Origin of the sequence: Methylibium sp. T29-B, assembly GCF_000576225.1 — a bacterium.
Lineage (GTDB): Bacteria > Pseudomonadota > Gammaproteobacteria > Burkholderiales > Burkholderiaceae_C > Methylibium > Methylibium petroleiphilum.
Genome location: NZ_AZSN01000004.1, coordinates 43,448 through 67,016, shown reverse-complemented (window position 1 = coordinate 67,016; position 23,569 = coordinate 43,448). Strand labels below are relative to the sequence as shown.

Below are 23,569 nucleotides of genomic sequence, written 5' to 3'. Positions count from 1 at the left end.
CTGCCACACCGGACCTTGTGTCGATGACGCAGGGCGAAGGCAGACCTTGAACTGCATGCAGTCGGCGCGGATGAACCCGCGCCATCGAGAGGATCCGGCCCCGTGCCGAATCCATCACCCACCCCGCGGGGCCGTGCCCCGAGGGGGCACGGCGCCCCGCACTTCCGATCGGAGTTTGTGATGAAGAACGGACGCACCCTCGTGAGCCTGGCGCAGGAACTCGAACGCCAGCTGAACTCGAAGAAGGACCTGGTGGTCCCGTCGGCGCTGATGCGCCACGACACCGACGACACGGGCCAGACGCGCCTCGTCGTCGAAGAAACCGGTGGCCCGGCGCACTACGGCGTGACGCCGCTGGCGCGCCGCCAACTCGCGGACAAACTGAAGATCCCGTATGCGTACTTCGAACGCATGCGCAGCGAGCAGCCCGTGCTGCTGGACCGCAACGTCAACACCTGGCTGCAGAGCGACGATGACCGCCGCATGCTGCGCACGCTGGACGGCAACGTCCGTGCCGTGCTGTCGGACCGCTACCGCCGGCTCGACAACTACGACCTCGCCGAAAGCGTGCTGCCGATCCTGCAGCGCCTGCCCGAGGTGCGCTTCGAATCGGTCGAACTGACCGAGACGCGCATGTACCTGAAGGTGGTGACACCGCAGCTGAAGCACGAGATGTCGCTCGGCGATGTCGTGCAGGCCGGCGTGGTGGTGAGCAACTCCGAGGTCGGCCACGGCACGCTTTCGGTGCAGCCGTTGATCTATCGGCTGCGCTGCCTCAACGGGCTGATCGTTCCCGACTTCTCGCTGCACAAGACCCACGTCGGCCGCAGCATCGGCAACGTCGCTGACACCATCACGGTGTTCAAGGACGACACGCTGCAGGCGGACGACAAGGCCTTCTTCCTGAAGGTGCGCGACGTGGTCGAGGCGGCGGTGTCCGAGGCGACCTTCTTGCAGGCCGCGCAGAAGCTGCAGAAGACGCTGCGCATCCCGCTGACCGGTGACCCTGTGAAGACCGTTGAGGTGCTGGCCAACCGCTACGCCCTCAACGAGCAGGAGCGTGCCGGCGTGCTGCGGCACCTGATCGCCGACGCCGACCTGACCGGCTACGGCCTGGTCAACGCGGTGACGCACTACTCGCAGGAGGTCGACGACTACGACCGTGCGACCGAGTTCGAGGCCCTGGGCGGCCGCCTCATCGAGCTGCCGCAGAACGAGTGGAAGAGCCTCGCCGAAGCCGCCTGAGCGCGGCATGTGCCGCAGCGACCCGGACCCATCGCGGGTCCGGGCTGCACGGATTCGCCCGGGAGTCCGGGCGGTTGTACATGGCAATGCGGTCCCGACGGGGCCGCATGCCGTCGCAATCTCACTGCCGAACCCTATGCTGTGGCGCACACCGATCGACACCCGACCGCCACCCGACACATCCCAATCCCACCCATCCACCGTGCCCGGCCAGGGCCCACCCGAGGAAAGCACCATGAACCAGGCGCAGCTCTCCGATGTCCAGCTCACCAACCTGACCTTGCTGCTCACCATCCGCGACGGGGTCTTGCAGGATCGCCCCGCCACCTGCTGCAAGTACGCGCTCGACGCCGCGCAGGCTGACCGCATCGCCGGCCTGGGCGTGCAGCAGATCATGGCCATCGTCGCCAACGTCGGCGACGCCACCCTCTTCCCGGCGCGCCGCGACCTGCTGGCGCTCCTCGAAGCGCCGCTGCCGCTGGCCCGGCCGCTCGCCGCGGTGCACGCCACCCAGCACCTCGCCGCCTGACCGCCGCCTTTGGCACACGCCATGGGCGAGCCCCGTCCCCCGTTGCGGGTCGACCGGCAACTGCGAGCGCTGCAACTGGCCAAGGACTGCGCGGCGCTGGGCGCGCGCGTGCGCACGATCGGCCACCTCACTGGCCTGCCGCCGCGTGAGCTGCTGCGCCTGCTGTTCCCCGACCGCGAGAACGTGCCGCGCGGCCGGCCGCCCGACTCCCCCGAGTGGTACCACGGCGCAAACCTGCTCTACCGCGCGGAGGCTCCATCGTCGTGTCGCTGTATCGGCGCCTGCGCGACGGTGGCTTCGCCGCGGCCGAAGCGCTCGTCGCCGCCTACCGCCACTACGGCAGCGTCTGCGAACCGCCGCAGCGCATCAGCTTCGACCGCGCCTTCGACCTTGTCGCGCACACCGACGGGCTGTGGCTGACCAGCGTGCAGAGCTTCTCGCTGGTTGCCTGCCCCACCTGCCACAGCGAGTACCTGGCGGCCTACGGCTCGGCGCCGCGGTCAAATGACGAGTGCCCGTTCTGCAAGCTGGTGCAGCGCTATGGCACGGACCAGCGGGTGCAGGCGTCGTTTCCGGTGCGGCCACTACCGGACCTCTCTCAGCTGGACCTCGGCCTGCACCGCCTGTTGAATGGGCGATAGAAGCCGATGGCGCTGAGGTATCAGATCAGTGAAACCGCATTGACGCGCGTCCCAAAGCACTGTGGCCCGACGCGCCACTCTATAGCGTGTGCTGGCCAATGATCGGACAGCCTGGCCAAATCGGACCAAGCATCAGCGTGTGCGCCTTGGCGCGAGTGATGGCTACACGGAGTATCTTGCGGCTTCTGTGATACGGGGGCTCATCGCCCCACCACACGAACGACGACACCATCTGCTCGCCGTCGTGCCGGCCTTCCCTGACGACGATGACGCCGTCGAACTGCTTGCCCTTCGATTTGTGGATCGTCATCACTTGTACACCGGGCGGATCGTCGACGCCACCAAGAATCTGGTCTTGGGCGAGCGCTAGGTCGAGCACCTGCCGTGCGCCCGTGTACTGACCATCACGCGTCCAGACGGCTCCAAGTCCTCCGCTGATCCGCTTGCCACGATTGAAGGCGACCAGGTAATCCAGGCTCTTCGCCGCCTCCGTCAAGTGCTCGTCGCCAGTCGCGCGCAGTGCGATCTTGACGCGAGTCCAGTCCTTTGCCGGATCGCCTGCAAAACCCTCAGCCCGCAGCCCATCCATAACGCCCAATACTGCCTGAACGAACTTCGCTTTCGGTGCCTTACCGGCCCGAACCGCCAACGCCCAAACTTGCCACTGCTTTGCGGCTGCCAGACCATTGGCCCGCTTTGCCGTCGCGAGTAGATCAAGGGCTGTTGCGAGGTCAGGCATCCGATCGACCTCTCGCTTGGGCTCAAGGAGGAACGCCGCGAAGCGGGCCGTCAACATGGCTTCTGCCTCATCGAACGACAGCTTGTGCCGGACCGGTTTCGGTTCGGCGTTCAGCGCCGCCGAAATCTTGGCCGCAGACGCGCCAGAGTGCGTGAGGATCGCGACGTTCCTACCGTACTTCCCGGTCGACTTCCGGATGGCCCGCTGGAGCATGCCGATGGACATGCGCATGATGGCGGACAGGGTCCGCAGCTTTGGGTTATAGGCGAACGCAGAGACGCCGAGATATGGTGAGCCGCGAACCTTGCCAAGCAAGATGTCCTGGCCGAACGTGGCGATCTCAGTACCACCGCTGCGGTGATTCTGCGCGCCGAGGTCGATCTCCAAAGGGCTCAGCGACTTCCTGATGGCGACGATCCGCTCCGGACCAATGCCGGGAAGATGGTCGAAGATCTGCTGCTCAAGATCGGCCAGACAGATCACCTGTGCTGCAGGTGCCAGCAATTCGATGCAGCGCCACGCATGTTCGTTGGTGTCCTGCGCCTCGTCCACGATGATCACCGGGTGGCGCTGAGTGACGAGGCGGCGGACATGCGCGCTGCGTTCGAGCAGTTGCGCCGCGTTGGACGGGAACAGGTCAAAGGCGATCAGTCCGTCCTCCCGAAACAGCCGTTCGCGCTCCTGCAGCCACGCTTGCCAATCCGGGTTGTCTTCCTTGCGGTCCTTCGCTTTGATCGTCCCGTACTTGGCTTGCTCATCCTGCGGCAACAGGATGCGCAACGACTTCGGAGCACCGAGCAGATAGGCGTGTGCGGACAGCAACGTCCAGAAGAAGGAGTGAAAGGTCTGCATGCTCAGCATGCTGCGCTGCGCCTTCGGCACTTCCAACCGCGTGGCCTCGCCCACGCGAGCGACGGCTGCCCTGGAGAAGCTCAGGAAGAGGACAGATTGACCGGGCGAAAGACCATCGCTGATGCGCACAACTGCCTTCTTCAGGGCAATCGTCGTCTTGCCGCTTCCTGGTCCACCAATGACGAGAGCGTGGCCCTTGCAATCAAGGAGTTGCTGGCGAAGATCACAGACCTCCATGGAGGCGTCTTCGGTCAAGCCGCAGGAGCGGGTGGCGCCGCAGCGCCGCCGGCCACGGGCAAGGCTGGCTTAGCTGGCGCCGCCGCGACCGCGACCTCCACTGGGATGTCGGCCGGCTTCGGGAAGGCTGCAAACACCTGCTTCAAAAAGCCGGTGACCGTTGGCGGCAGTTCGGCCACTGTGCTGCCTTCGAAGAGCCTGGCAGCCCAGCCGGCGCCCTTGCTACCGTCCAGTGCTGACCGAGCCAACTTCTTCAGGTCCGGATCGGACGGGCGCACAGCGGGGATCGTGAAGTTGCCGTTGTCGCCAGTCGTCCGAAGATCGTCAAGGAAAGCCCACAGACGATCGAGCGACATCTCGCTCACGATCAGCGCCTCGAAGCCTGCGTGCACATGCTCGCAATCCACGTCGAACGCCTCGGTGAACAGCTTCTTTTTTTCCGGTGGGCGAGGCATCGAGTCGTAGAACGAGAACGTCTTGAGGCCGAGCGCCTTGAAGAAGGTGCCGAACTTCGGCATTGCCCCCTCGCTCTCCGCGTCGAAGAACGCGGCGCCAGCGATGTCGAGCGGCTGGAAAGAGGCGTCGCTCTCTTCCAGCTTCCTGGCAGCAACCGGCAAAGCGTGAAACTCTGTCAGGCCTTCGACGACGATGGCTCCCTTGCCGAGCATGCATTCCGTCAAACCACGCCGCGCAAACCGCTTGAAGTCGTTACCTTTGAGGCCGCCTGCATCAGACACCTTCTTGGCAGTGACGCTGGAGTCGGGCCCGCGTGACAAGAGCAGGGTTTGCTCCGGCTCGAAACGCTCGATGACGTACGGCGAGTGCGAGGTCGCGAATGCCTGCGTCGTATTTGGAGCAGGTAGTCCGCGATCCGGCGCTGCGTATGAGGCGGCACCGCGATCTCGGGCTCCTCCATGGCGAAGATGACTGACGCCGGCTTCAACTCGGCGATGAATGACAAGAGGGCGAGAACCAGGACATTCAGCGTTCCAGTGCCAACCTGCTGGAATGGCACCGGCGTCTGATCTTTGGACATGGCAAGGAAGAACGCCATGGTCTTGCGCAGGTGCTCGCGCGTTAGCTGAGACACGTGCAGCTTCGTGGTTCTGCCGTCCACGTCGGACGCGATGTAGCGTCCGAGGCGCGCTTCGATCGACTTCAGGACAGGCTGCAGGTGCGTAGCATCCTTCTCGATGTCCAGATCGCGTAGGCGCTCAATGGCCTTCTCCCAAAGGCCTGCACGTGAGCCTCTGAGCCGCAGGATGACATCGAGCAGCGAGCCTCGCTCCAGGCTCAAGGCGCGGGAGCCTGTCCGAACCGCACGCAAGTACAGGAAACCGAAAAGGCGTTTAACTTCCTTGCTGACCTTGTCCAACTCGCCTGGTTCAGCGTTCGGGCTGCGCGAATAGCAGGTCTTCGCCTCGAACTCGTCCTCTTCCGCGTTGTAGACGGCCTCGGTCTCAAGCCGCAGGCAACTCACCACCAAGGGAGGGTTTGCGGCGTCGGCTTCGCCTTCGTTGAGGGTCCGCCTCTCAGCCGTGTGCCAGAACTCAAGGTGCTGGCCACATCGGTTTTCGACCTCCGGATTGATGTCGGTAAGGACGACCTCGATCTTGATCGGCACGGGCGTCGGCTCTTCGCCCTCAACTGCCGCCGGAGTCAGGTAGTGCGCGTTGTGGAAGTCGAACTCCTCGACTGGCGGGAACTTCGATATGCGATCCGGCCCCAGCACCAGGTCAAGTGCTTCGCAAATCGTGCTCTTGCCAACGTTGTTTGGGCCGACGATCAGGGCGTGCCCGTCGAAGTGCAGTTCGGCGCTCTTAATGCTCCGAAAGTTCGTGATCTTCAGTCGTACGACCTTCATTCTTGTTCGTCCCCCCTTTTGCTTCTTCACTGATCACTGCGGTGGCGTCGCTGCGGTCATCGCTGCATCGCATGCGACCTGACACCCTGATCCCAGGTCAAGTATCGGGGCGACGGCGAAACAACCCGATCTTGCCGGCAATTCACGGTCGCGTCGCTCTGCCGCACGACTTGAAAGTCGGAGCATGCATGCCCTGCCTACGTCGTCGCGCACCGACTCATCCGGACACCCGTACGCGCCGGCGGATCCGGGGTTCGTGTGTGCGGCCGTGGGCTCCATTCTCGCCGAGCACGACAACCTGCTCGCCCGCATCCGCCTGTGCTTCGGCGTCGACCGAGAGACGTTCGCGCGCGACGCATTGGCACTGATCGAAGCCTACGCGGGCTACGTTCACCTGCTCCCTGCCACACCCGACAACTACTTCCGCCAGCCCGGCGGCCTACTGCAACTGGGGCTTGAGGTGGCCTTCTATGCCCTGCAGGGCACGGACGCGCACATCTTCTCCGGCCAATCGACCATTAGCACGCGCCGTCAGCTCGAGCCGCGTTGGCGGCACGCTACCTTCATCGGTGGCTTGTGCTGTGAACTGCACCGGGCCTTGGCGTCATTGATTGTCGTCGATGCCGACGGCAACGAATGGCCCTCCTACCTCATGCCCCTGGCCACCTGGCTTGCCGAGAGCCGAATCGAGCGCTACTTCGTGCGCTGGCGCACTCAAGCGCCGGAGGCCCGTAGCCTTGGGCTGTTCGCGGTGCCTCACGTCGTGCAGCCCGCCGTGCTGCAGAACCTCAGCGCCGGCAACACGGTCATCGTTCCGCACCTGCTTGCCAGCGTCGGCGGCCTGCCGGTGTATCGCGAGCCCAATGTGCTCGATAGCCTGGTCCGCCGCTCGCTCGCCCTGGTCATTGACCGAAACCTCAAGGCCAGCGCCGACCGCTACGGCTCGCCGCAGTTCGGCTCGCACCTCGAACGCTATCTGGTGGATGCGCTGCGTCGTCTGGCTTCGGCCGAGTCGGCCTGGGTGCCGAACCGCGACAAGTCGCGCGTCTGGTACGGCAGCGACGGTCTGTTCCTGCTCTGGCCGCAATGCGCTGCCGATGCACAGGCCTTGCTAGAGGCGGATCAGTTGCCCGGCATACCGAAATCAGCCGATACCGTCCTCGATCTGCTACTCGCTGCGGGCGTGGCGGAGCCCCGCGACAGTTCTCACAACACGTGGCTGATCCAGCCGCCCGGCGCCAAGGGCCCGTTGGACGCCATCAAGCTGACCTCTCCGGCAATCCTCTGGTCCGGCCCGGAGGGCAGCCCGCACCCCCACGCCGGCACACTGGCGACGAATCTCGAGCCCACGAGACCGATGGCCGCCACGGCAGGGCCAGCGCCGCCCCCATTGCCGCCGGGCCAGATGTCGCTGCTCGATGCCGCCGAGGCAGACCCTTCGGCGAACGTCCCTTCGACAGTCCCGCCCGCAGTCGAAGCAGCCGCGATGACCCCAATCGTGCTGAAGGCCCCCATGCGCTTGAACCCCGCCGTGCGCGACGCGCTTGGCTCCATCGTGGCCACGCTGAACAGCGACGCGCGCACCTCGGCCGCGTACACGGTGGCGACCGGCATCTTCGTGCCGCTCGCTGAACTGGAACGCCGCGGCCTGCAGCCTGCACTCGCGATGCGCGCGTTGGGCGATCTGCGCATGCTGGTCCACGCCGATGCCAATCGGCCACCGACTACATCGAGGGACTTCGGCGGCGTCACCACCGTGGGCTTGATCCTCGATCCGCGCTTCGTCGCCGGCCTCGACCTCGCCACTTTTGCGATCCCGGAATCGCCGCGGGCCTGAGCATGCTGGTCCGCCAGTACGAAATGCCATGGCGCCCGGCCTACGAGGCCTACGCGGCGGCAACCTGGCTGCTGGCAACAGCATTCTTCGCAACGGTCGGCATCCTCGGGCATCTGCCACGCCGCCTGGCGCTGCCGCTGGCGCTCTGCTGCTTCGTCTGGGGCGTCTTCCGCGGTGCTCAAGCCCTGCGCACACTGGTGCTGCGCGCCTCGCTCGGCGGGCGCGGCGTTCAGACCATCACCACCGCCGAGCTGGCCCGCTGGTGCCAACAGCCCGACCAAGTGTTCCTCGGCTTCGGCTTTGACTGGCGGCCGGTCCACGCCCAGCGTCTGTACGAGCTGGCGAAGGTGGACTACCGGCAGTTCACTGTCTCACCTCGCCTGCTGGCCTGGCTGGGCTACGACAACCATCCGCAGCCCGACGCCGAGATCGGCCTGCCCTACATCCATGGCGTCGAACCCAAAGAAGTGCCGCTGCACCGGCCGCTGCAGAACTTCGAGGGCGGCACGCTGCTTGTTGGCACCACGCAGTCGGGCAAGGGCGTGGCGCTGGCCAACCTCATCACGCAGGCGGTGCGGCGCGGCGACGTGGTCATCGTCATCGACCCGAAGAACAGCCGACGCCTGAAGCGCGTGACGCAGCGCGCCTGCGAAGACTGGCGTGCGCCCGACACCTTCCTGGAGTTCCACCCCGCCTTCCCCGAGACCGGCGTGCGGCTGGACTTCACCTTCAACTGGCAGAAGCCAACCGAGATCGCCTCGCGCATCCAGTCGATCATGCCGCCCGACACGGCCGGCGCTTTCTCGGCCTTCGGCTGGGACGCGGTCAACGTCGTCGTGCAGGGGCTGATCGAGCTCGAGGAGCGGCCGAACCTGGTGAAGCTGACCAAGTACATCGAGGGCGGCATCGAGCCGGTGCTCGAGGGCACGCTGCGACGCCACTACGAGCGCACCCTTGGCGCCAACTGGCGCGAGCTGCCCGAGATGAAGAAGCTGCTGCACGATGCCCACCGAGGCAACCTCAAGCGTCCTTCCGAAGCGGCCAGCGCCGACCTGCTGGCCTTCGTCGCCTACTACGAGCACCACGTCGCGCAGTCGCAACGCAACAAGGTGCTGGATGCGCAGGTGCGCACCTTCCGACACAACCGCGAGCACTACCAGAAGATCACCGCCAACCTGCTGCCCGTGCTTTCCATGCTCACCTCGGGCGACCTCGGCCCGAGCCTGTCGCCGGACCCGTTCGACGCCGACGACACGCGCCCGATCATGAACTTCGAGAAGATCGAGCGCGCCGGCCACGTGCTGTACATGTGCCTGGACTCGCTGCCCGACCCATCGGTGGCCACGGCCATCGGCGCGCTGGCCCTCGCCGACCTGGCCGCGCGTGCGGGCATGCGCTACAACCTCGGCGGCTACCGGCGCATCTCGCTCTTCGTCGACGAAGTCTCGAACGTCATCAACCAGCCGTTGATCGAGATCCTCAACAAGGGCGCGGAAGGCGGCATCTTCACCACCTGCGCGATGCAGACGCTGGCCGACCTAGCCAAGCGCCTGGGCAGCGAGGACGCAGCGCGCATGGCGCTGGGCAACCTCAACAACCTGATCGCGCTGCGCTCGAAGGACCGGCCGACGCAGGACTTCGTGGTCGAAACCTTCGGCAAGACCGCCATTCACACAGTGCGGGTGGGCCTGAGCAGCGGCGCCGACGCGCACCTGGGCGACTTCTCGTCGAGCTACTCGACGCAACTCACCGAAAGCTTCGAGGAGATGGTGCCGGCCGACGTGCTGGGCAAGCTGCCGAATCTGCAGTACTTCGCATCGGTGTCGGGCGGGCGGATCATCAAGGGGCGGTTTCCGATCATCGAGCCCGACCCCGCGCCAGCGGCCCAGTCCGCAGTTCGCACACAGGGGCGAGAGGCTTGATCCGCCTCGTGGCCGTCACCTCTCTGCTGGCGGTGCTGGCGCTGGTGCTATTCCTGCCGTCGGCGCATCCTCCCGAGCGCTTCCTGGCGCAATTGCGGCTGGAGCACGCTGCGGCTGCAGACACGTGGGGCTCGATCTCCGCAGCGCGGATGCTCGAACGCGCGCTTGGGGCGCAGGACGCGACTCGGCAGCCTACCCTCCCTCCGGAATCGACCAATGCCTTCACCGCCACCCCCTTCGACGCCGCCGTGGCGCTCGAAATGGCGGTGGTCAACCGCCGCCTCTTCGACAACAGCTACTTCCGCGCGGTCGAAGCGCTGCTCCTGCTCGCGTTGTTCCGCCTGTCGATGATCGTGGAGTGGCTGCCCTGGCTCGCAGCGTTCACCATCGCCGCACTCGTGGACGGCTACGTCGTGCGCGCGGTCAGGTCGCGCGAGTTCGTGCAGCACGATCCCGAAATGTTCGCCCTAGCCATATGTGCCGCCATCGTCGTCGCGTGCGGCACCGTCGTTGCCAGCGTAGTTCCGGCCACGGTCCATCCGATGCTGCTGCCGAGTGCGCCACTGGTGATCAGCGCCCTCGCCGCCTGCGCACTCGCCAGCTTCCATCGGCGAGCAGCGTAGCCCCGCCCTCGCGGGCCGCTATGCTGTTCCCCAATGAGCCAACAAGCCCGCGCCGCCGAACGCGATCGCCGACGCCTTCGCGGCGCAAACGACGATGTGCATGCTTGCGCGGGCGCGCAACGCGCTAGGAACGGACTGAAGGACGTCCTGCTCGGGTCGGCGCTGTTGTACGAAGCGCTGGGCCGCACGGCGCATTGTGCCGAACGGGGTGGGTGAATGGCCTCGTTCGTCGAGCGCGTGCTGATCCTGTGCAAGACCTACCCGTCGCCGAGTGCGAAGTACGCCGAAACCTCCTGCGTGGCCGGCCTGACGGCGGGCGGCAAGCTCGTGCGATTGTTTCCGGTGCCGTTTAGGCTGGTGGCCGACGAACAGCAGTTCCGCAAGTGGCAGTGGATCGACGTGCGCCTGGAGAAGTCACGCGACGACCACCGCCCCGAAAGCCACCGCATCTTCGTCGATACGATCGTCTGCGACGCCGAGCCGATGAAGGCTGGCAAGCACGGCTGGCCCGCCCGCATGGCGCTGCTGGCGCAGCAGCGCGTCTTCACCGACTTCGACGCGATGGAGCAGGCGCGGCAAGCCGCCGGAACGACGCTGGCACTGTTCAAGCCAGCTCGCATCACGTCGCTCGAGATCAAGGCGACCAAGAACGACGACTGGACCCCCGACGAGCGCTCCAAGCTGCTGCAGATGCAGCAGCAGAACAGTCTCTTCGATGCCGAGGAGGATCAACGACAGGTTCGCCTGCTCGAGAAGATCCCATTCGACTTCTACTACCACTGCGAGTACGGCCCGGCGGACGCGACGAAGTCCGTCCGGGTCAAGCTCGTCGATTGGGAGGCCTGCGCGCTGTACCGCAACGCGCGGCGGCAGCATGGCAGGCACTGGGAGGCGCCTTTCGGGACAAGTTGGAGCACGACCTGCTCTCCAAGGATCTGATGCTGTTGATGGGCACCATCCATCGCTTCCCCGACCAGTGGCTCGGGGTGAGCCTGATCTACCCACCTAAGCCGCAGCCCGAAGACCCGAGTCAGAGCACATTGTTCTAGCGCTCAGGTGCATGACCGAAGGCGCACCGGCCGCATGGGCGGCACGCGCCACGAAGGTGCGATGGCAGAAGTTGAAGTCCGCCTCGAAGCAGACCAGGCAGCTGCGGGTCGCCCTGGCAATCTTCGCCAGCTCGCCGACCGAGGCCTTCTGCGCCGCCAAGTGCTTCATGAACCCGCTCGTGTAGCGAGACCACGAACCATCGCGCTTGTACTGGTCACGCACCTCCTTCGGGCAGCCCAGCGTCGGCGCGTGCAGGTAGGCGATGTCGGCCTCGGCCAACGCCGCCGCAAAGGCGGTCTTCGAGAAGCCGCGCTTGCGGGAGAGCGGCAGCTCGCGCACGTCCACGATGGTCCTGATGCCGGCCGACTGTAGGCGTGCGACGAAGGCGTCGATGTCGAGGCCTTCGTAGCCGAACGTGTAGAGGTGCGGGGGCGAGGACATGGGGGATGCAGGAGCGGACCGGAGTTTAGCCGGCGGCCTTGCGCTCGCCGGGGATGCTGTGGCCGCTGGCCTCGAAACCCCCCTCTCATTGGCCGCATTCCCGCCGGCCGCGGCGCCGCACCTTGCCTAACCTTACGGTCACCCGCTCCAAAGAGCACCGCCCGCAGTCGATGACCCAGGGATGCGCCCATGATCTCCGCTTCGCACAACGCCCCCGATGCCGGTACCCACGGCAGTTCGACCGGCGAGCACGCAGACACCGTCGAGACGCGGCTCTTCCTCGACAAGCACGAGTGGCTGTACGGCCTGCTGCGCAGTGACGACAACGTCTCGCCCACCTTCCGCTTCCCGGACCTGATCAGCGCCTGCGTGTCGCTGGTCTTCGAGGCGGACGACGCGCCCGGGCGCATCTTCGGCTTCCTCGGCACCCAGCTCGTGTTGCGCGCGCCGAACACGCCGCGCCGCCGCGAGTCGATGTGGCGTCCGCAGTACGAACTGCTGCAGGCCGTGCAGCGCTCGCCGGCCAACCGGCACCCAAACCCCAAATTCCAGCTCGACCAACTGACCACCGCCTGTGTCGCCCTCGCCCGCCAGATCGACGACGCCGACACGCGCGTGCTGCGCCAGGCCCGGCTGAACATGGCCGATCGCTCGTCCCGATGGCGACTGCCAAGACCCGGGTGATGCGGCCCTCGCTCGCGTGCGCGCCGACCCGCTGAGCACCCTGCCGGCCCCGACGCCGGCCCACCCGAACCCGACCCTCGCTGGCATCGCCAGCCTTGCCTCGCGGCCCGCTGGCCAGCGAGCGTGCCGACCTGCCTTCGGAGCTGTGATGTCCGCCACTCTGCCCACCCCGCTGACTTGCGCCTCGTCCGCCTCGCGGTCGGCTTTGGCGCGTGTCGTGCAGTGGGCTGCGCTCGGGCTCGTGGCGCTCGTAGCCCTGCCGGCGAGGGCCTGCTGGGAACAGGCGGCACAGCGCTACGGCGTCGCCGCCGAACTGCTCTATGCGATCGCCCGCGTCGAGTCGAACCTCAATCCGCGTGCGGTCAACCGGTCTCACGTCGCGCGCACCGGCTCTTACGACATCGGCCTCATGCAGATCAACAGCTCGCACCTTCCGCGGCTGGCCCGCCACGCATCGCCGAAGTGCACCTGTTCGACCCCTGCACCAACATCCAGGTCGGCGCCTGGCTGCTCGCGGACACGTTCTCGCGACATGGCGCCACATGGAATGGGGTCGGTGCCTACAACGCCGCGTGCTCGCAGCTGAAGGGCGCACGGTGCGTCGAAGCCCGGTCGCGCTACGCGTGGCAGGTCTTCCGCAAGCTGCCGGCCGCCACAGGAGTCTGGCCATGAAGCGCTCCTCCACCCGCTCGCTGCTGGCGTGGATTGCGTTCGGCTTGGTGGCCTGCGGCTCGATGGAACTGGCTGGGCCCAATCCGTCGGTGTCACCGGCACCTGCGGCGCCTGGCATGGGCGCAGCACGCATCGCGCAGTCCGGCTTTGGGGGCGACGCCCGCTTCGCGCTCTGCCAGCCGCCAGACTGCCCACGGCCCAGCGCAAAGTCGCTGCCTGCGCCTGCTTCGACCCCCGTCGCCGTGGAACCGTCGCCTTCGCGCGCGCCCCTCGCGCAAGATGCATTCGCGCTGACGCCGACGGTCTCGCACAGGTCGCCGCAAGCTTCGGCGTCCGGGGTGATCGAAGACGCGCCACCGCTGAAGGTCGTCGTGCACTTCGGCTTCGGTCGCTCCGACCTCTACGCCGCCGGCCGCGACGCACTCGACCTCGCGGCCGCGCAGCCGCTGCCGGTCCGGCGTGTGCTGATCGCCGGCCGCACCGACAGCATCGGACCCGCTGCAGCGAACGAGTTCCTGGCGCAGGCCCGCGCCGAGGCTGTGCAGCGCTACCTCACGGCGCGCCACTCACGCGTGCTGGCCGGCGCCGAAGTGCGCTTGCAGTCGCAGGGTGCGTGCTGCTACGCCGCCGGCAACGACAGCGCGTCGGGCCGCGCAGCCAACCGGCGTGTAGAGGTCATCTTCGAGCGTGACGGAGGCGCGTTGTGATCCCGAGGGTGCGCTGCGTCAGCGCAGTCGGGCGCGCATGGCGCTGGTCCAGTTGCCGGGCACCGCCGGTCGCGCTCGCACGCCCAAGCCACCACGTCATCCGCCAACCCGCGTTCCTCTTTCCACGCCCAACCGATGAGGTTTCCATGACCACCACCACCCTTGCCGCTCCCCCGCTGACCCGCCGCGCTGCACGCCGACCGTGGACCGTTGCCACCCTGCTGTGCCTGATCGCACTCGGCCTGGGCATCGCCTTCCCCGGCCATGCGCTGGACCTGGTCGCCTTCACCGGCATCACCGGCCCGCTGACTTCCGCGCTCACCGCCATCGCGAGCCTCGGCCCCGGCATCAAGGCGCTGGTCGGCTTCGTGGGCTTCGTCGTGGCGCTGATCTCGCTGGCGGCGCTGCGCAACTTCGGGCCGGTGCTGTTCTACGTCGGCCTGGCGATCTTCGCCGCCGTCGGCCTGGTGATCGCCGGCGCGATCATGGGCGCGGTTGTCTGAGCCACCGCGGCCCCGCTGCACGCACCGCCCGGAGCTCCATGCACGCCGACACCTACATCCCGCGGCGCCTCGACGACCAGTGGAAGATCGGCTTCTGGGACATCGACGTCGCCGCGCCTGCCCTGCTGGGCCTGTTCATGGGCTACATGTCGGGCTCGAAGCTCTCGTTCGCGCTGTGCTTCGCCGCCGGGCTGTTCACCTCGCGCTGGATCGCCCGCATCAAGGCCGACAAGCACCCGGCCTTCGCGATCCACTGGCTCTACTGGCACCTGCCGACCAGCCCGCTGACCGCGATGCGCGCGACGCCGCCTTCGCACATCCGCCGCATGGTCGGCTGACAGCCGGAGCGCGCCCACCATGGACTTCGAACGGCTCAGCGGCGACCTCAAGGAACTGCGCCGCCGCAACCGCACGCTCGGCGCGGCCGTCGGCCTGCTGGCGGCCGGCCATGTGCTGGCGCTGGCGGTGGTGCTGACCCTGCTGGGCGCCGTGCGCACGGTGGTCGTGCCGCCGTCGATCAACAAGTCGTTCTGGGTGACGCGCGACAAGGCCAGCGGCGAGTACCTCGAACAGATGGGCAGCTTCGTCGCCTGGCTGGTGCTCGACGTGACACCCGCTTCCATCGACTGGAAGAAGGACATCCTGCTGGGTTACGTCGAGCCCGAGCAGCACGGCGGCCTGAAGACCCGGCAGGAGCTCGAGGCGGCGCGGCTCAAGCGCATCAACGCCAGCACCGCGTTCGCACCACAGCAGCTGGTGCCCAGCGAGGAAGGCCAGTCGGTGGTGGTGCGCGGCCGGCTGCGCACGCTGGTCAACGGCGTCGAGACCGCGAACGACCTGAAGGCCTACCTGGTCGAGTTCAGCTACGCCGGCGGCCGCGTGCATCTCAAGACCTTCAAGGAGCTTCCCCATGCGGCCTCGTAGCCTCGTAGGCACGCGGAGACACGTCGCGGCTGCGCTGATCGCGCTGTTCTGCACGCCGGCAAGCCACGCGTTGCAGATCGTCGACGCGCGCGACGGCGTTGCGGTGGAAGCAATCCTCTCGGTCAAGGAGCCGACGCGCATCCGCATCGAGGGTGCGCCGATCACCGATGTCTTCGGCAACATCCACTCGAGCGCTTGCGGCGGCATGGCCGCTGGCGCGCCCGGCTCACCCGGCTCGCCGGTGGCGCCACTCTCACCGGCGGGCAACCCCGCCGGCGAGGTCGTCGTCGAGTGCGACCGCGACAAGGGTGAGATCTACGTGCGGCCGGTCGCCCCCGCCGGCGATGGCAGCGCCGCCGCGGGCAAACCGGTGAACCTGTTCATCTCGTCGGCGCACGCCACCTACACGCTGATCCTGCGCCGGGCCGACACGCCGGCAGACACCATCCTGATCCGCGACCGCAGCGCCCCTCCCGCCGCGGCCGACGGCCGCTCCGCGTCCGGCCCGTCGAGTACGTCGGCGCACCACGTGCGCGCCATGAAGGCGCTGCTGGTGGCGATGGCGTCGGATCGCGTGCCACCGGACGTGCGCGTGGACGAACTCAACCAGCCGGTGCAACTGTGGGCCGAGGCGCGCTTCGCGCTGATGCGCCGCTACGAAGGCCGCGGCCTGAGCGGCGAGAAGTACCTGCTGCAGAACATCAGCGCCACCGTGATGGTGCTCGCGGAACAAGAGTTCGACCGCCCCGACAGCAAGGCGGGCGGCCAGGTGCTGGGCGTCGCGGTCGAGCACCACCAGCTGCGCCCTGGCGAGAGCACCAGCGTTTACGTCATCCGCCGCGGAGGCGAACGATGAACCTGCCCGCCCCGATGCGCTCGCTTGTCGAGCGCCTGACGCCCCGGCAGCGTCAGTACGCCATGCTCGGCGCGATCCTGCTGGGCGGCGTCGGCCTTTTGTGGCTCGTCTTTGCCTTCGCCGAAAGCGCACCTTCGGGCCAGGCGGCCAAGGACCGTGGCGCCACGCCCGGGCCGGTCACCAACATCGGCGTGATGCCACCAGGCCAGCAGGTCAACCCGGTGGATCAGTGGGTCGGTACCGCCGGCAGCAAGCTCGCACAGTACGAGAGCGAGCGCGAAGAGCAGGGCCGGCTGAACAAGGACCGCCAGGCCTTCGAGGCGCGCACGATGCAGCGCTTCGCGGAACTCGAGCAGCGGCTCACTGCGACGACGCAGGCGGTGCAGGCGCCCGTGCCGGCGCCAGTTCCGAGTCCGGCTGCTGCGGCACCGTCGCTGCCGCCGCCTTCGGCCCTCCCTCCGCCGCCACCTGCGCCACGCGCGCCGGCTGCAGCGGTACCGGCAATGCCGCCCGGCGTCCCGCCGGCACCCCTCTCCTCGGCGTTGCCGCTTCAGACACCGGCCGCGCCGGCCCTGATGCGCATTGCGGTGGCCGACCGCGCTGCCCCCAGCGCTCCTGCGCCCGCGACTGCTGACTCCCGAACGCTGTCGACCTTCCTGCCGGTGAGCTTCACGCGCGGCACGCTGCTCGGCGGCCTGGACGCGCCCACCGGAGGCCAATCGCAATCCAATCCGCACCCCGTGCTGATCCGGCTTTCGGACAACTCGGTGCTGCCGAACCGCTTCCGCGGCGAATACCGCGACTGCTTCGTGATCGCTGCGGGCTACGGCGACATCAGTTCCGAACGCGCCTACCTGCGCACCGAGAACCTTTCCTGCGTGCGTGCCGACGGCGCGGCGCTGGAGGTCCGGATCCAGGGCAGCGTGTACGGCGAAGACGGCAAGGTCGGCATGCGTGGCCGCCTGGTCACCAAGCAGGGGCAGATGCTGGCCAACGCGCTGCTGGCCGGTGTGGTCAGCGGCATCGGCCAGGGCCTGGCCACCTCGTCTACCAGCTACAGCACCTCGGCGCTGGGCACGATCGCCACCGCCTCGGGCGCCGACGCCTACCGCGCCGGCCTGGGCACCGGCGTCGGGCGCGCGCTCGACCGGCTGGCGCAGTACTACATCAAGCTCGCCGAGAACACCTTTCCGGTGATCGAGGTCGATGCCGGCCGCGAGATTGACGTCGTCATCACCAAGGGCGTGCGCATCGAGCTGCCGCCGTCGGGCTCCGAGCAGCGTGCCGGAGCGAACCCGCCTTCAACCACCCGCAGCCCGGAGGCCGACGACGATGGCTCCTACTGACCCGCCCCGCCGCAGGCCGCTGATACGGCCCGCGGCACTCGCCACGCTGTGCATTGCGCTGCTGTCGCCGCTGGCCTTGGCGGTGGCGGCCGGACCGACCACCGACGAAGCCCGACTGCTCGGTGCACTGCGCAAGGCCCACCCCGGCACGCGCTTCACCGAGGTCGCTCGTTCACCCGTGCCCGGCGTCTACGAAGTCTGGATGAACGGCAACGTGGCCTTCGTCGCCGCACGCGACCCGCGCTACTTCATCTTCGGTCGCCTCTTCGACACGCGCACGATGACCGACCTGACCGGGCCGCGCCTGCTCACCGCTGCGCGCGCCGAACCGGTGACGGCCGAGGCCACTTCCACGGCGACCATCGCCTTCGACTCGCTGCCCGTCGCGGATGCGATTACGACGGTGCGCGGCAACGGCCGCCGCCAGCTCGCAGTCTTCAGCGACCCCGGTTGCAGCTTCTGCCGTCGGCTCGAGCCCGAACTCGATGGCCTCGACGACGTCACGATCCACACCTTCCTGCTGCCCTTCCAGGGCATGGCGCGACCCGTCGCGATCTGGTGCGCGCCCGACCGTGCACAGGCATGGCGGCAGGCGATGCACGACGGCATTGCGCCGACTGCGGCATCGGCGTCCTCCTGCGAGCACCCGGTCGACCGCAACCTCGCACTCGCCCGCCAGTTGGGAGTCAACGGAACGCCGACCCTCTTCTGGGCCGACGGCACGCGCACCGAAGGCTTCGTCACCCGGCCGGTGATCGAGGGCCGTCTGGCGCGCACCTCGGCAGAGGCCAGGCCATGATTGCCCAGCACACGAGTCGCCTGGTGGCCCTGCTCGGCGGCGTGGTGTCGCTCGCGGGCTGCATGAGCCTGTCCGGCCTGAGCGGCAACTCCAGCTACGCCTGCAAGGCCCCGGACGGCGTGACCTGCCAGTCCGTGTCCGGGACCTATGCCAACGCAGTGGCGAACAACCTGCCGGCGCAACGCACTCGCGCGACGCCGACTACAGCGCCGGTATCGGCACCACCGTCTTCAGCGGCAAGCGCGCCTGCCGTGCGTCACGCATCGGCGGACGCCGCGCAGGTGCTCCCGTTGCGCTCCGCACCGCGCATCCTGCGGCTGTGGTTCAAGCCCTGGGAGGACGTCGACCGCGATCTCTACGACCAGGGCTATGTGTACGTGCAGGTCGATGGCGGCCGTTGGCTCGTCGACCACGCCCAGCGAGCGATCCGCGAAGCCTACGCACCGTGCGTGCGCCCGCCGGACGGGGGGCCGCCGACGCCGCGCCACGCGGCCCCGCCGCGGGTGTGCAGCGTCCGCCAAGCCTTGAGCAATTGATCCAAGGCCTGCCCGCGCGGCCCGCCGCACCCACCACTGGCGACAGCCCCGACTGAGCCCGCGATGAACGCCCGCCTCCCCCATGTCGAACGCGCCGGCCTCACCGACTGGCTGCCGTTCGGCGCCGAAGCCGACTCGCCCGCCGAACAGTTCGCCGCCTGGCTGCCCTACTCGGCCTACCTGGCCGACGAGAAGCTGTTCGTCAACCGCGACGGGCTGGGCTTCCTGCTGGAGCTGATGCCGCAGTCCGGCGCCGACGAGCGCATGGCCGAGGTACTGGTGTCGCTCTACGCGACCTGCCCGCCAGGCACCGGGGTTCAGTTCCACCTTTTCGCCTCGCCGCACATCCGCGAGCAACTGTGCCGCTACGCGAACCTGCGCGTCGAGGACACCGACCAGGCCGAGAAGGCCAAGCACTGGGGCCGGCCCGCACGCAACGACAACCTCTTCCACCGTCTGGCGCGCCAGCGTGTCGGCCATCTGCTCGGCGGCGCCCAGCGTTCGCTGACGTCGGGCTTCCACTACACGATCCGCGACTTCCGGCTGATGATGAGCGTGGCATTGCCTGGCGATGCCGACCAGCTGAACCGCCGCGACGAACTGGTGGCGCTGCGCGAGTCGATGGCTTCGACGCTGCGCTCGGCCTCGTTGCCGAACCGCGTCTGCGACGCCGCCGACCTGATCAACTGGTGCGCGCTGTTCACCAATCCGGACCGCATCTCGCAGGCGGATGCACCGAACCTGCACTACGACGACGGCCGCGAGATCCGCGACCAGATCGTCGACTTCGACACCATCCAGGATCCGCAGCCCGGTGGCCTGACCTTGTGGAAGGAAGGCGGCGAGCACCGGCTCGAAGCGCGCTTCTACTCGATCAAGTCCTTCCCCGAACGCTTCGCGCTCTGGCAGATGGGCTCACTGATCGGCGACCTGATGCAGCCGGCGCTGCAGTACAGCGCACCCTTCCTGCTCACGATGGGCGTGCACGTGCTCGACCCGAACGTCACCAAGTCGGTGGTCACAGCCAACCATGTGCGCGCGACGCAGAACGCACGCAGCAAGATGGCCGAGGTGATGCCCGACGTGGGCAAGAAGCTGCAGGACTGGACCGCTGCGGCCAACGCAATCGACGTCGGCAGCAACCTGGTGAGCCTGTACCACCAGCTGGCGATCTTCTCGCCACCCGGCAAGTCGGTCGCCGCGCAGGAAACCGCCAACGCGATCTGGCGCGGCCGTGGATTCCAGCTCAACGCCGATGTCTACATGCACCGGCAGGCGCTGCTGGCCAGCTTGCCGATGACGCTCTCCGAGCGCTTCCACCGAGACCTGGCCAAGATGCGCCGCGTGTCGCGCAAGACGATGGCCAATGCCATTCACCTCGCGCCGCTGATCGCCGAGTGGCGCGGCACGCGCACCCCGGCGCTGGTCTTCGGCGGCCGGCGCGGACAGTTGATGACGCTGGACATCTTCGACAACGACCTCGGCAACTACAACTTCGCGATCATCGGCGCGCCGGGCTCGGGCAAGTCGGTGCTGATGAACGAGATGGCCTGGTCCTACCGCGCCATCGACGCCAAGGTCTGGATGCTGGACCTGGGCCGCTCGTTCGAGAAGCTGTGCCGCAAGGCCAAGGGCACCTACATCGAGTTCAAGCCCGATGTCGCCATCTGCCTGAACCCCTTCACCCACATCGTCGACATCAACGAAGACATCGACATGCTGGTGCCGGCCATCTCGAAGATGGCCTCGATGTCGCGGCCGCTGGACGAGGTCCAGTACAAGGCCATCTCGGCGATGGTGCTCAAGCTCTTCCGCGCGCACGGCAACGATCTGACCGTCACCGCACTGCGCGACGCCTTCAAGGCCGGCACGATCGAGGAACTGGACGTGCGCGAAGACCCGCGCATCAAGGACCTGGCGATCATGCTGAACCCCTACGCGCGGGGCGGCCAATACGAGCGTTTTTTCGAGGGCCACAACAGCATCGACTTCGAGAACGACTTCGTCGTCATCGAAAACGAGGAACTCAAGCGCCGGCCCGACCTGCATGCGGTGGTCAACATCCTGCTGCTGCACCAGATCACCGGCGAGATGTACCTGACGCGCAACCGGCGCAAGGTGCTCTTCATCGACGAGCTGAAGCAGCAGTTGGGCGACATCGGCGCCGACGATCCGGTCAAGGCCGCCGTCGTCGAGGAGGCCGCGCGGCGCGCCCGCAAGTACGGCGGCTCGCTTGGCACCGCGACGCAGAGCGCCGACGACTACTACGGCTCGGCACAGATGGAAGCAGCCTTCAACTGCTCGGACTGGGTGTTCCTGCTGCGCCAGAAACCGGAGTCGATCGAGATGCTGGACCGCCAGGGCCGGCTGTCGATGGACGAGCCGAAGAAGCGGCTGCTCAATTCGCTGCGGACCGAGCCCGGTGTGTTCTCGGAGGTCTACATCTCGTCCCCGGTTGGCGAAGGCGTGGCGCGCAACATCCTCGATCCGGCGACCCATCTTCTGTTCTCGAACAAGCTCGAGGACAACGCACCGATCGACGAACTGCGCGCACAGGGCCTGTCGATCGACGAGGCGATCGCGGAACTGCTGCGGCGCCGGGGGCATGTGTCGTGAGCCCCGGCCTCAAGTCGCTCCTGCTGAACGCGGGCATGGCCTGCGCGATCGTGCTCGGCACGCTGGCCGCTTACGACCGCGTCGTGGTCCGACCGGCGCAGCTGATCGGCGTGGTCGACATCGCCGAGGTCTACCGGCAGAAGGAAGCCGAGTTCACGCTGATCCTCACGCGCGCCGCAAGCGAGGGCGAGCGCGAGCAGGCAATGCGCATGGCGCGCAGCTTTGCGCAGCGCCTGCCGCTGGCGCTCGAGGAACTGCCGCGCGACTGCGGCTGCCTTGTGGTCCTGAAGACCGCCGTCGCGGCGCCCGCACCGCGGACCGTGGATCTGACGGCGCATCTGCGTCGCAAGGTGGAGACCCCATGACCCGCCGCAGCGATCGCCTCCGCGCAAGCGCACGCCACTTCGGCGCGCACCTGCGCCAGCGCTGGTACCTGTACCTGCCGGTCTTCGCGATCTGGGGTTTCGCCTACACGCGGCTGTTCATCGACCCCACGCCGCGCCTGCCGGTGCTCTTCAACTGGACACCGAGCCTTCCCTGCCGGGTGGCGCTGCTGCAGTACGGGCCGAATGCGCTCAAGCGCGGCGACTACGTGGTGTTCGCCTTCGACGGCGAAGCGCAGGCGCGGTATCCGGGTCTGCGCGGCCAGCCCTTCTTCAAGATCGTGCGCGGCCTGCCCGGGGACCGGATCACGGTCGAAGGACGCGCTGTCGCTATCAACGGCGAGATCGTCGGTCAGGCCAAGACCCACACCCACGACCGGCAGGCACTCGAGCCGATCCTGGCCGCCGTGATTCCCGCCGGCCACTACTACGTGCAGGGCACCAGCCCCGACTCCTTCGACTCGCGCTACCGGGCCAGCGGCCTCGTGCGCGCGGATCAGGTGCTCGGCACCGTTATCCCGCTGTTCTGACGAGGCACGGCGATGCAACACGCTCGACACCTTGCCGCCACCCTGTTGGCCCTATTCGCTCTCGCAGCAGCTGGACTCAGTTCTGTACGCGCGCAGACCTCACCCGCGCAGCCGGGTGCTCCCGGCACAGGCGAGATGCCCATCGAGGACTACCTGGCGCTGCTGGCGCGCATTGCGCCGGCCGCCCACGACGGTGCCCGTGCGTACCGGCAGGCCTGGTTGCAGCGCTGCGGCCGTTCGTTGACGACCGCGGAGCTGCGCGTGGCGATGGCGGTGGGAGACGGCAACCCGGTGCTGATGGGCATGATCCGGGCGAGCCATCTGCGCGACGCCGCAGCGCTCGCCAGCCTCGCCTCCCAGATCGACTGCACGCGGGGTGCGCGATGAGCGGGGCTGCCACGCCGTTGTTGGTCGCGGCCTTGCTGGCCGTGTGCGGCAAGGCCGGCGCAGTCGACCTCGGCACCCTCGGGCCGACCTACGAGATTGCCGAGCCGCATCTGCTGGCCTTCATCGAGCAGCGGCTGCGCGAGAAGGAGCGCAGCGGCGAGCTGCAGCGGCTCGCGGAAGCGGCGCGGAGCCGCGGTATCGAGACCGTGCGCCAGCCGCTGGCGGTCGAGGGCCTGCGGACGACCGAGCGCCCGCGCACCTTCTACGTCGACCCGAGCTTCACGCTCGACCGCAACATAACCGATCCGCAGGGCCGCCTGATGTTCGCCGCGGGCACACGCAAGAACCCGCTCGAGGTCGTGTCGCTTTCGCGGCATCTGCTGTTCTTCGACGCTCGCGACCCGCGGCAGGTGAAACACGCCCGCGAGCTGAGCGGTCGCTACGCGGGCCGCATCAAGCCGATCCTGACGGGAGGCTCCTACCTCGACCTGATGAAGGCCTGGCGCGTGCCCGTGTACTACGACCAGTCCGGCACCCTCACGCGCCGCTTCGGCATCCGCCAGGTGCCGGCCCTGGTCTCGCAGGACGGACTGCGCCTGCGCATCGACGAACTGGTGCTGCCATGAACCTCGGCCGAATCCTGCGC

26 protein-coding genes and 1 pseudogene are annotated in these 23,569 nt (G+C 67.7%); 23 read left to right on the top strand and 4 right to left on the bottom strand.

The features are described 5' to 3' along the window. Nucleotides 1–180 precede the first annotated feature (180 nt). The 3 genes from Y694_RS01570 to Y694_RS26405 all read left to right on the top strand — a co-directional run bounded on the left by Y694_RS01570 (nt 181) and on the right by Y694_RS26405 (nt 2,415). Nucleotides 181–1,245 carry a DUF932 domain-containing protein gene (locus Y694_RS01570; protein ID WP_036229247.1) on the top strand — a complete coding sequence of 355 codons (1,065 nt, stop codon included), beginning with the start codon at nt 181–183 and terminating at the stop codon, nt 1,243–1,245. Nucleotides 1,246–1,480: 235 nt separating this feature from the next. Next, entirely contained in the window at nt 1,481–1,774 is a 294-nt protein-coding gene (locus Y694_RS01565) for a hypothetical protein (protein ID WP_036229245.1), read from the top strand. A gap of 263 nt (nt 1,775–2,037) precedes the next feature. Further along, on the top strand, nt 2,038–2,415 hold the full coding sequence (locus Y694_RS26405; RefSeq protein WP_051495497.1) for a FlhC family transcriptional regulator: 378 nt from the start codon (nt 2,038–2,040) through the stop codon (nt 2,413–2,415). A 79-nt stretch (nt 2,416–2,494) separates the two neighbouring features. Here Y694_RS26405 and Y694_RS01555 read toward each other — a convergent pair whose 3' ends face one another. From Y694_RS01555 to Y694_RS25295, 3 genes are read right to left on the bottom strand one after another with little or no spacing between them, the layout of a single operon-like run. Continuing rightward, nucleotides 2,495–4,261, bottom strand: a complete 1,767-nt coding sequence (locus Y694_RS01555) for a UvrD-helicase domain-containing protein (protein ID WP_231497475.1) — start codon at nt 4,259–4,261, stop codon at nt 2,495–2,497. Next, a complete protein-coding gene (locus tag Y694_RS25300) occupies nt 4,258–4,911 on the bottom strand; it encodes a TOPRIM nucleotidyl transferase/hydrolase domain-containing protein (RefSeq protein ID WP_231497474.1) in 654 nt (217 codons plus the stop codon). Before Y694_RS25300 ends, Y694_RS01555 begins: the two co-directional genes overlap by 4 nt. 8 nt (nt 4,912–4,919) lie before the next feature. After that, nucleotides 4,920–6,137: an ATP-dependent endonuclease gene (locus Y694_RS25295; protein ID WP_231497473.1), complete on the bottom strand. Its 1,218-nt coding sequence runs from the start codon at nt 6,135–6,137 to the stop codon at nt 4,920–4,922. 154 nt (nt 6,138–6,291) lie between these two features. Here Y694_RS25295 and mobH point away from each other — a divergent pair, with 154 nt between their 5' ends. From mobH to Y694_RS01530, 4 genes are all read left to right on the top strand, one after another. Beyond that, nucleotides 6,292–7,944: a MobH family relaxase gene (gene mobH / locus Y694_RS01545; RefSeq protein ID WP_051495496.1), complete on the top strand. Its 1,653-nt coding sequence runs from the start codon at nt 6,292–6,294 to the stop codon at nt 7,942–7,944. 2 nt (nt 7,945–7,946) lie between these two features. Further along, nucleotides 7,947–9,866, top strand: coding sequence for a conjugative transfer system coupling protein TraD (gene traD, locus Y694_RS01540; protein WP_036229242.1), 1,920 nt, complete (start codon nt 7,947–7,949; stop codon nt 9,864–9,866). Then, complete coding sequence (locus tag Y694_RS01535) at nt 9,863–10,489, top strand: DUF4400 domain-containing protein (protein ID WP_036229240.1); 627 nt, start codon at nt 9,863–9,865, stop codon at nt 10,487–10,489. Before traD ends, Y694_RS01535 begins: the two co-directional genes overlap by 4 nt. Before the next feature lie 216 nt (nt 10,490–10,705). Then, on the top strand, nt 10,706–11,428 hold the full coding sequence (locus Y694_RS01530) for a hypothetical protein (RefSeq protein ID WP_197028707.1): 723 nt from the start codon (nt 10,706–10,708) through the stop codon (nt 11,426–11,428). Between the two features lie 66 nt (nt 11,429–11,494). Here the strand turns inward: Y694_RS01530 and Y694_RS01525 are convergent, their stop codons facing one another. Then, on the bottom strand, nt 11,495–11,980 hold the full coding sequence (locus Y694_RS01525) for a DUF488 family protein (RefSeq protein WP_036229238.1): 486 nt from the start codon (nt 11,978–11,980) through the stop codon (nt 11,495–11,497). A 189-nt stretch (nt 11,981–12,169) separates the two neighbouring features. On the opposite strand from Y694_RS01525, the gene Y694_RS01520 reads away from it, so the two are divergent. The 16 genes and pseudogenes from Y694_RS01520 (at nt 12,170) to traW (ending at nt 23,549) form a co-directional block, all read left to right on the top strand. Further along, on the top strand, nt 12,170–12,664 hold the full coding sequence (locus Y694_RS01520; RefSeq protein WP_036229236.1) for a hypothetical protein: 495 nt from the start codon (nt 12,170–12,172) through the stop codon (nt 12,662–12,664). A 148-nt stretch (nt 12,665–12,812) separates the two neighbouring features. Beyond that, nucleotides 12,813–13,061 (top strand): annotated as a pseudogene (locus Y694_RS26400) (transglycosylase SLT domain-containing protein); the annotation flags it as partial. A 65-nt stretch (nt 13,062–13,126) separates the two neighbouring features. Then, complete coding sequence (locus Y694_RS26395; RefSeq protein ID WP_255343758.1) at nt 13,127–13,336, top strand: lytic transglycosylase domain-containing protein; 210 nt, start codon at nt 13,127–13,129, stop codon at nt 13,334–13,336. Next, complete coding sequence (locus Y694_RS01510) at nt 13,333–14,043, top strand: OmpA family protein (RefSeq protein WP_051495495.1); 711 nt, start codon at nt 13,333–13,335, stop codon at nt 14,041–14,043. Before Y694_RS26395 ends, Y694_RS01510 begins: the two co-directional genes overlap by 4 nt. A 146-nt stretch (nt 14,044–14,189) precedes the next feature. After that, nucleotides 14,190–14,546: a hypothetical protein gene (locus tag Y694_RS01505; protein WP_036229235.1), complete on the top strand. Its 357-nt coding sequence runs from the start codon at nt 14,190–14,192 to the stop codon at nt 14,544–14,546. 38 nt (nt 14,547–14,584) lie between these two features. After that, a complete protein-coding gene (traL, locus tag Y694_RS01500) occupies nt 14,585–14,884 on the top strand; it encodes a type IV conjugative transfer system protein TraL (protein ID WP_036229233.1) in 300 nt (99 codons plus the stop codon). Between the two features lie 19 nt (nt 14,885–14,903). After that, the gene (gene traE / locus Y694_RS01495) at nt 14,904–15,470 is read left to right on the top strand and encodes a type IV conjugative transfer system protein TraE (protein ID WP_036229231.1); all 567 of its coding nucleotides are present in this window, start codon (nt 14,904–14,906) and stop codon (nt 15,468–15,470) included. Continuing rightward, a complete protein-coding gene (locus Y694_RS01490) occupies nt 15,457–16,326 on the top strand; it encodes a type-F conjugative transfer system secretin TraK (RefSeq protein ID WP_081771176.1) in 870 nt (289 codons plus the stop codon). Before traE ends, Y694_RS01490 begins: the two co-directional genes overlap by 14 nt. Continuing rightward, nucleotides 16,323–17,672, top strand: a complete 1,350-nt coding sequence (locus Y694_RS01485) for a TraB/VirB10 family protein (RefSeq protein WP_036229229.1) — start codon at nt 16,323–16,325, stop codon at nt 17,670–17,672. The genes Y694_RS01490 and Y694_RS01485 overlap by 4 nt, the downstream gene beginning before the upstream one ends. Then, on the top strand, nt 17,659–18,471 hold the full coding sequence (locus Y694_RS01480) for a DsbC family protein (RefSeq protein ID WP_036229227.1): 813 nt from the start codon (nt 17,659–17,661) through the stop codon (nt 18,469–18,471). Before Y694_RS01485 ends, Y694_RS01480 begins: the two co-directional genes overlap by 14 nt. Before the next feature lie 23 nt (nt 18,472–18,494). Next, nucleotides 18,495–19,007, top strand: a complete 513-nt coding sequence (locus Y694_RS01475; protein ID WP_051495494.1) for a TraV family lipoprotein — start codon at nt 18,495–18,497, stop codon at nt 19,005–19,007. Nucleotides 19,008–19,070: 63 nt separating this feature from the next. Then, entirely contained in the window at nt 19,071–21,623 is a 2,553-nt protein-coding gene (gene traC, locus Y694_RS01470; RefSeq protein ID WP_036229224.1) for a type IV secretion system protein TraC, read from the top strand. Continuing rightward, nucleotides 21,620–21,988: a hypothetical protein gene (locus tag Y694_RS01465; RefSeq protein ID WP_231497472.1), complete on the top strand. Its 369-nt coding sequence runs from the start codon at nt 21,620–21,622 to the stop codon at nt 21,986–21,988. Before traC ends, Y694_RS01465 begins: the two co-directional genes overlap by 4 nt. After that, a complete protein-coding gene (gene traF, locus Y694_RS01460) occupies nt 21,985–22,536 on the top strand; it encodes a conjugative transfer signal peptidase TraF (RefSeq protein ID WP_051495493.1) in 552 nt (183 codons plus the stop codon). The genes Y694_RS01465 and traF overlap by 4 nt, the downstream gene beginning before the upstream one ends. A 135-nt stretch (nt 22,537–22,671) precedes the next feature. Then, a complete protein-coding gene (locus Y694_RS01455; RefSeq protein WP_231497471.1) occupies nt 22,672–22,923 on the top strand; it encodes a hypothetical protein in 252 nt (83 codons plus the stop codon). Next, the gene (gene traW / locus Y694_RS01450) at nt 22,920–23,549 is read left to right on the top strand and encodes a type-F conjugative transfer system protein TraW (RefSeq protein ID WP_036229218.1); all 630 of its coding nucleotides are present in this window, start codon (nt 22,920–22,922) and stop codon (nt 23,547–23,549) included. The genes Y694_RS01455 and traW overlap by 4 nt, the downstream gene beginning before the upstream one ends. Nucleotides 23,550–23,569 lie beyond the last annotated feature (20 nt).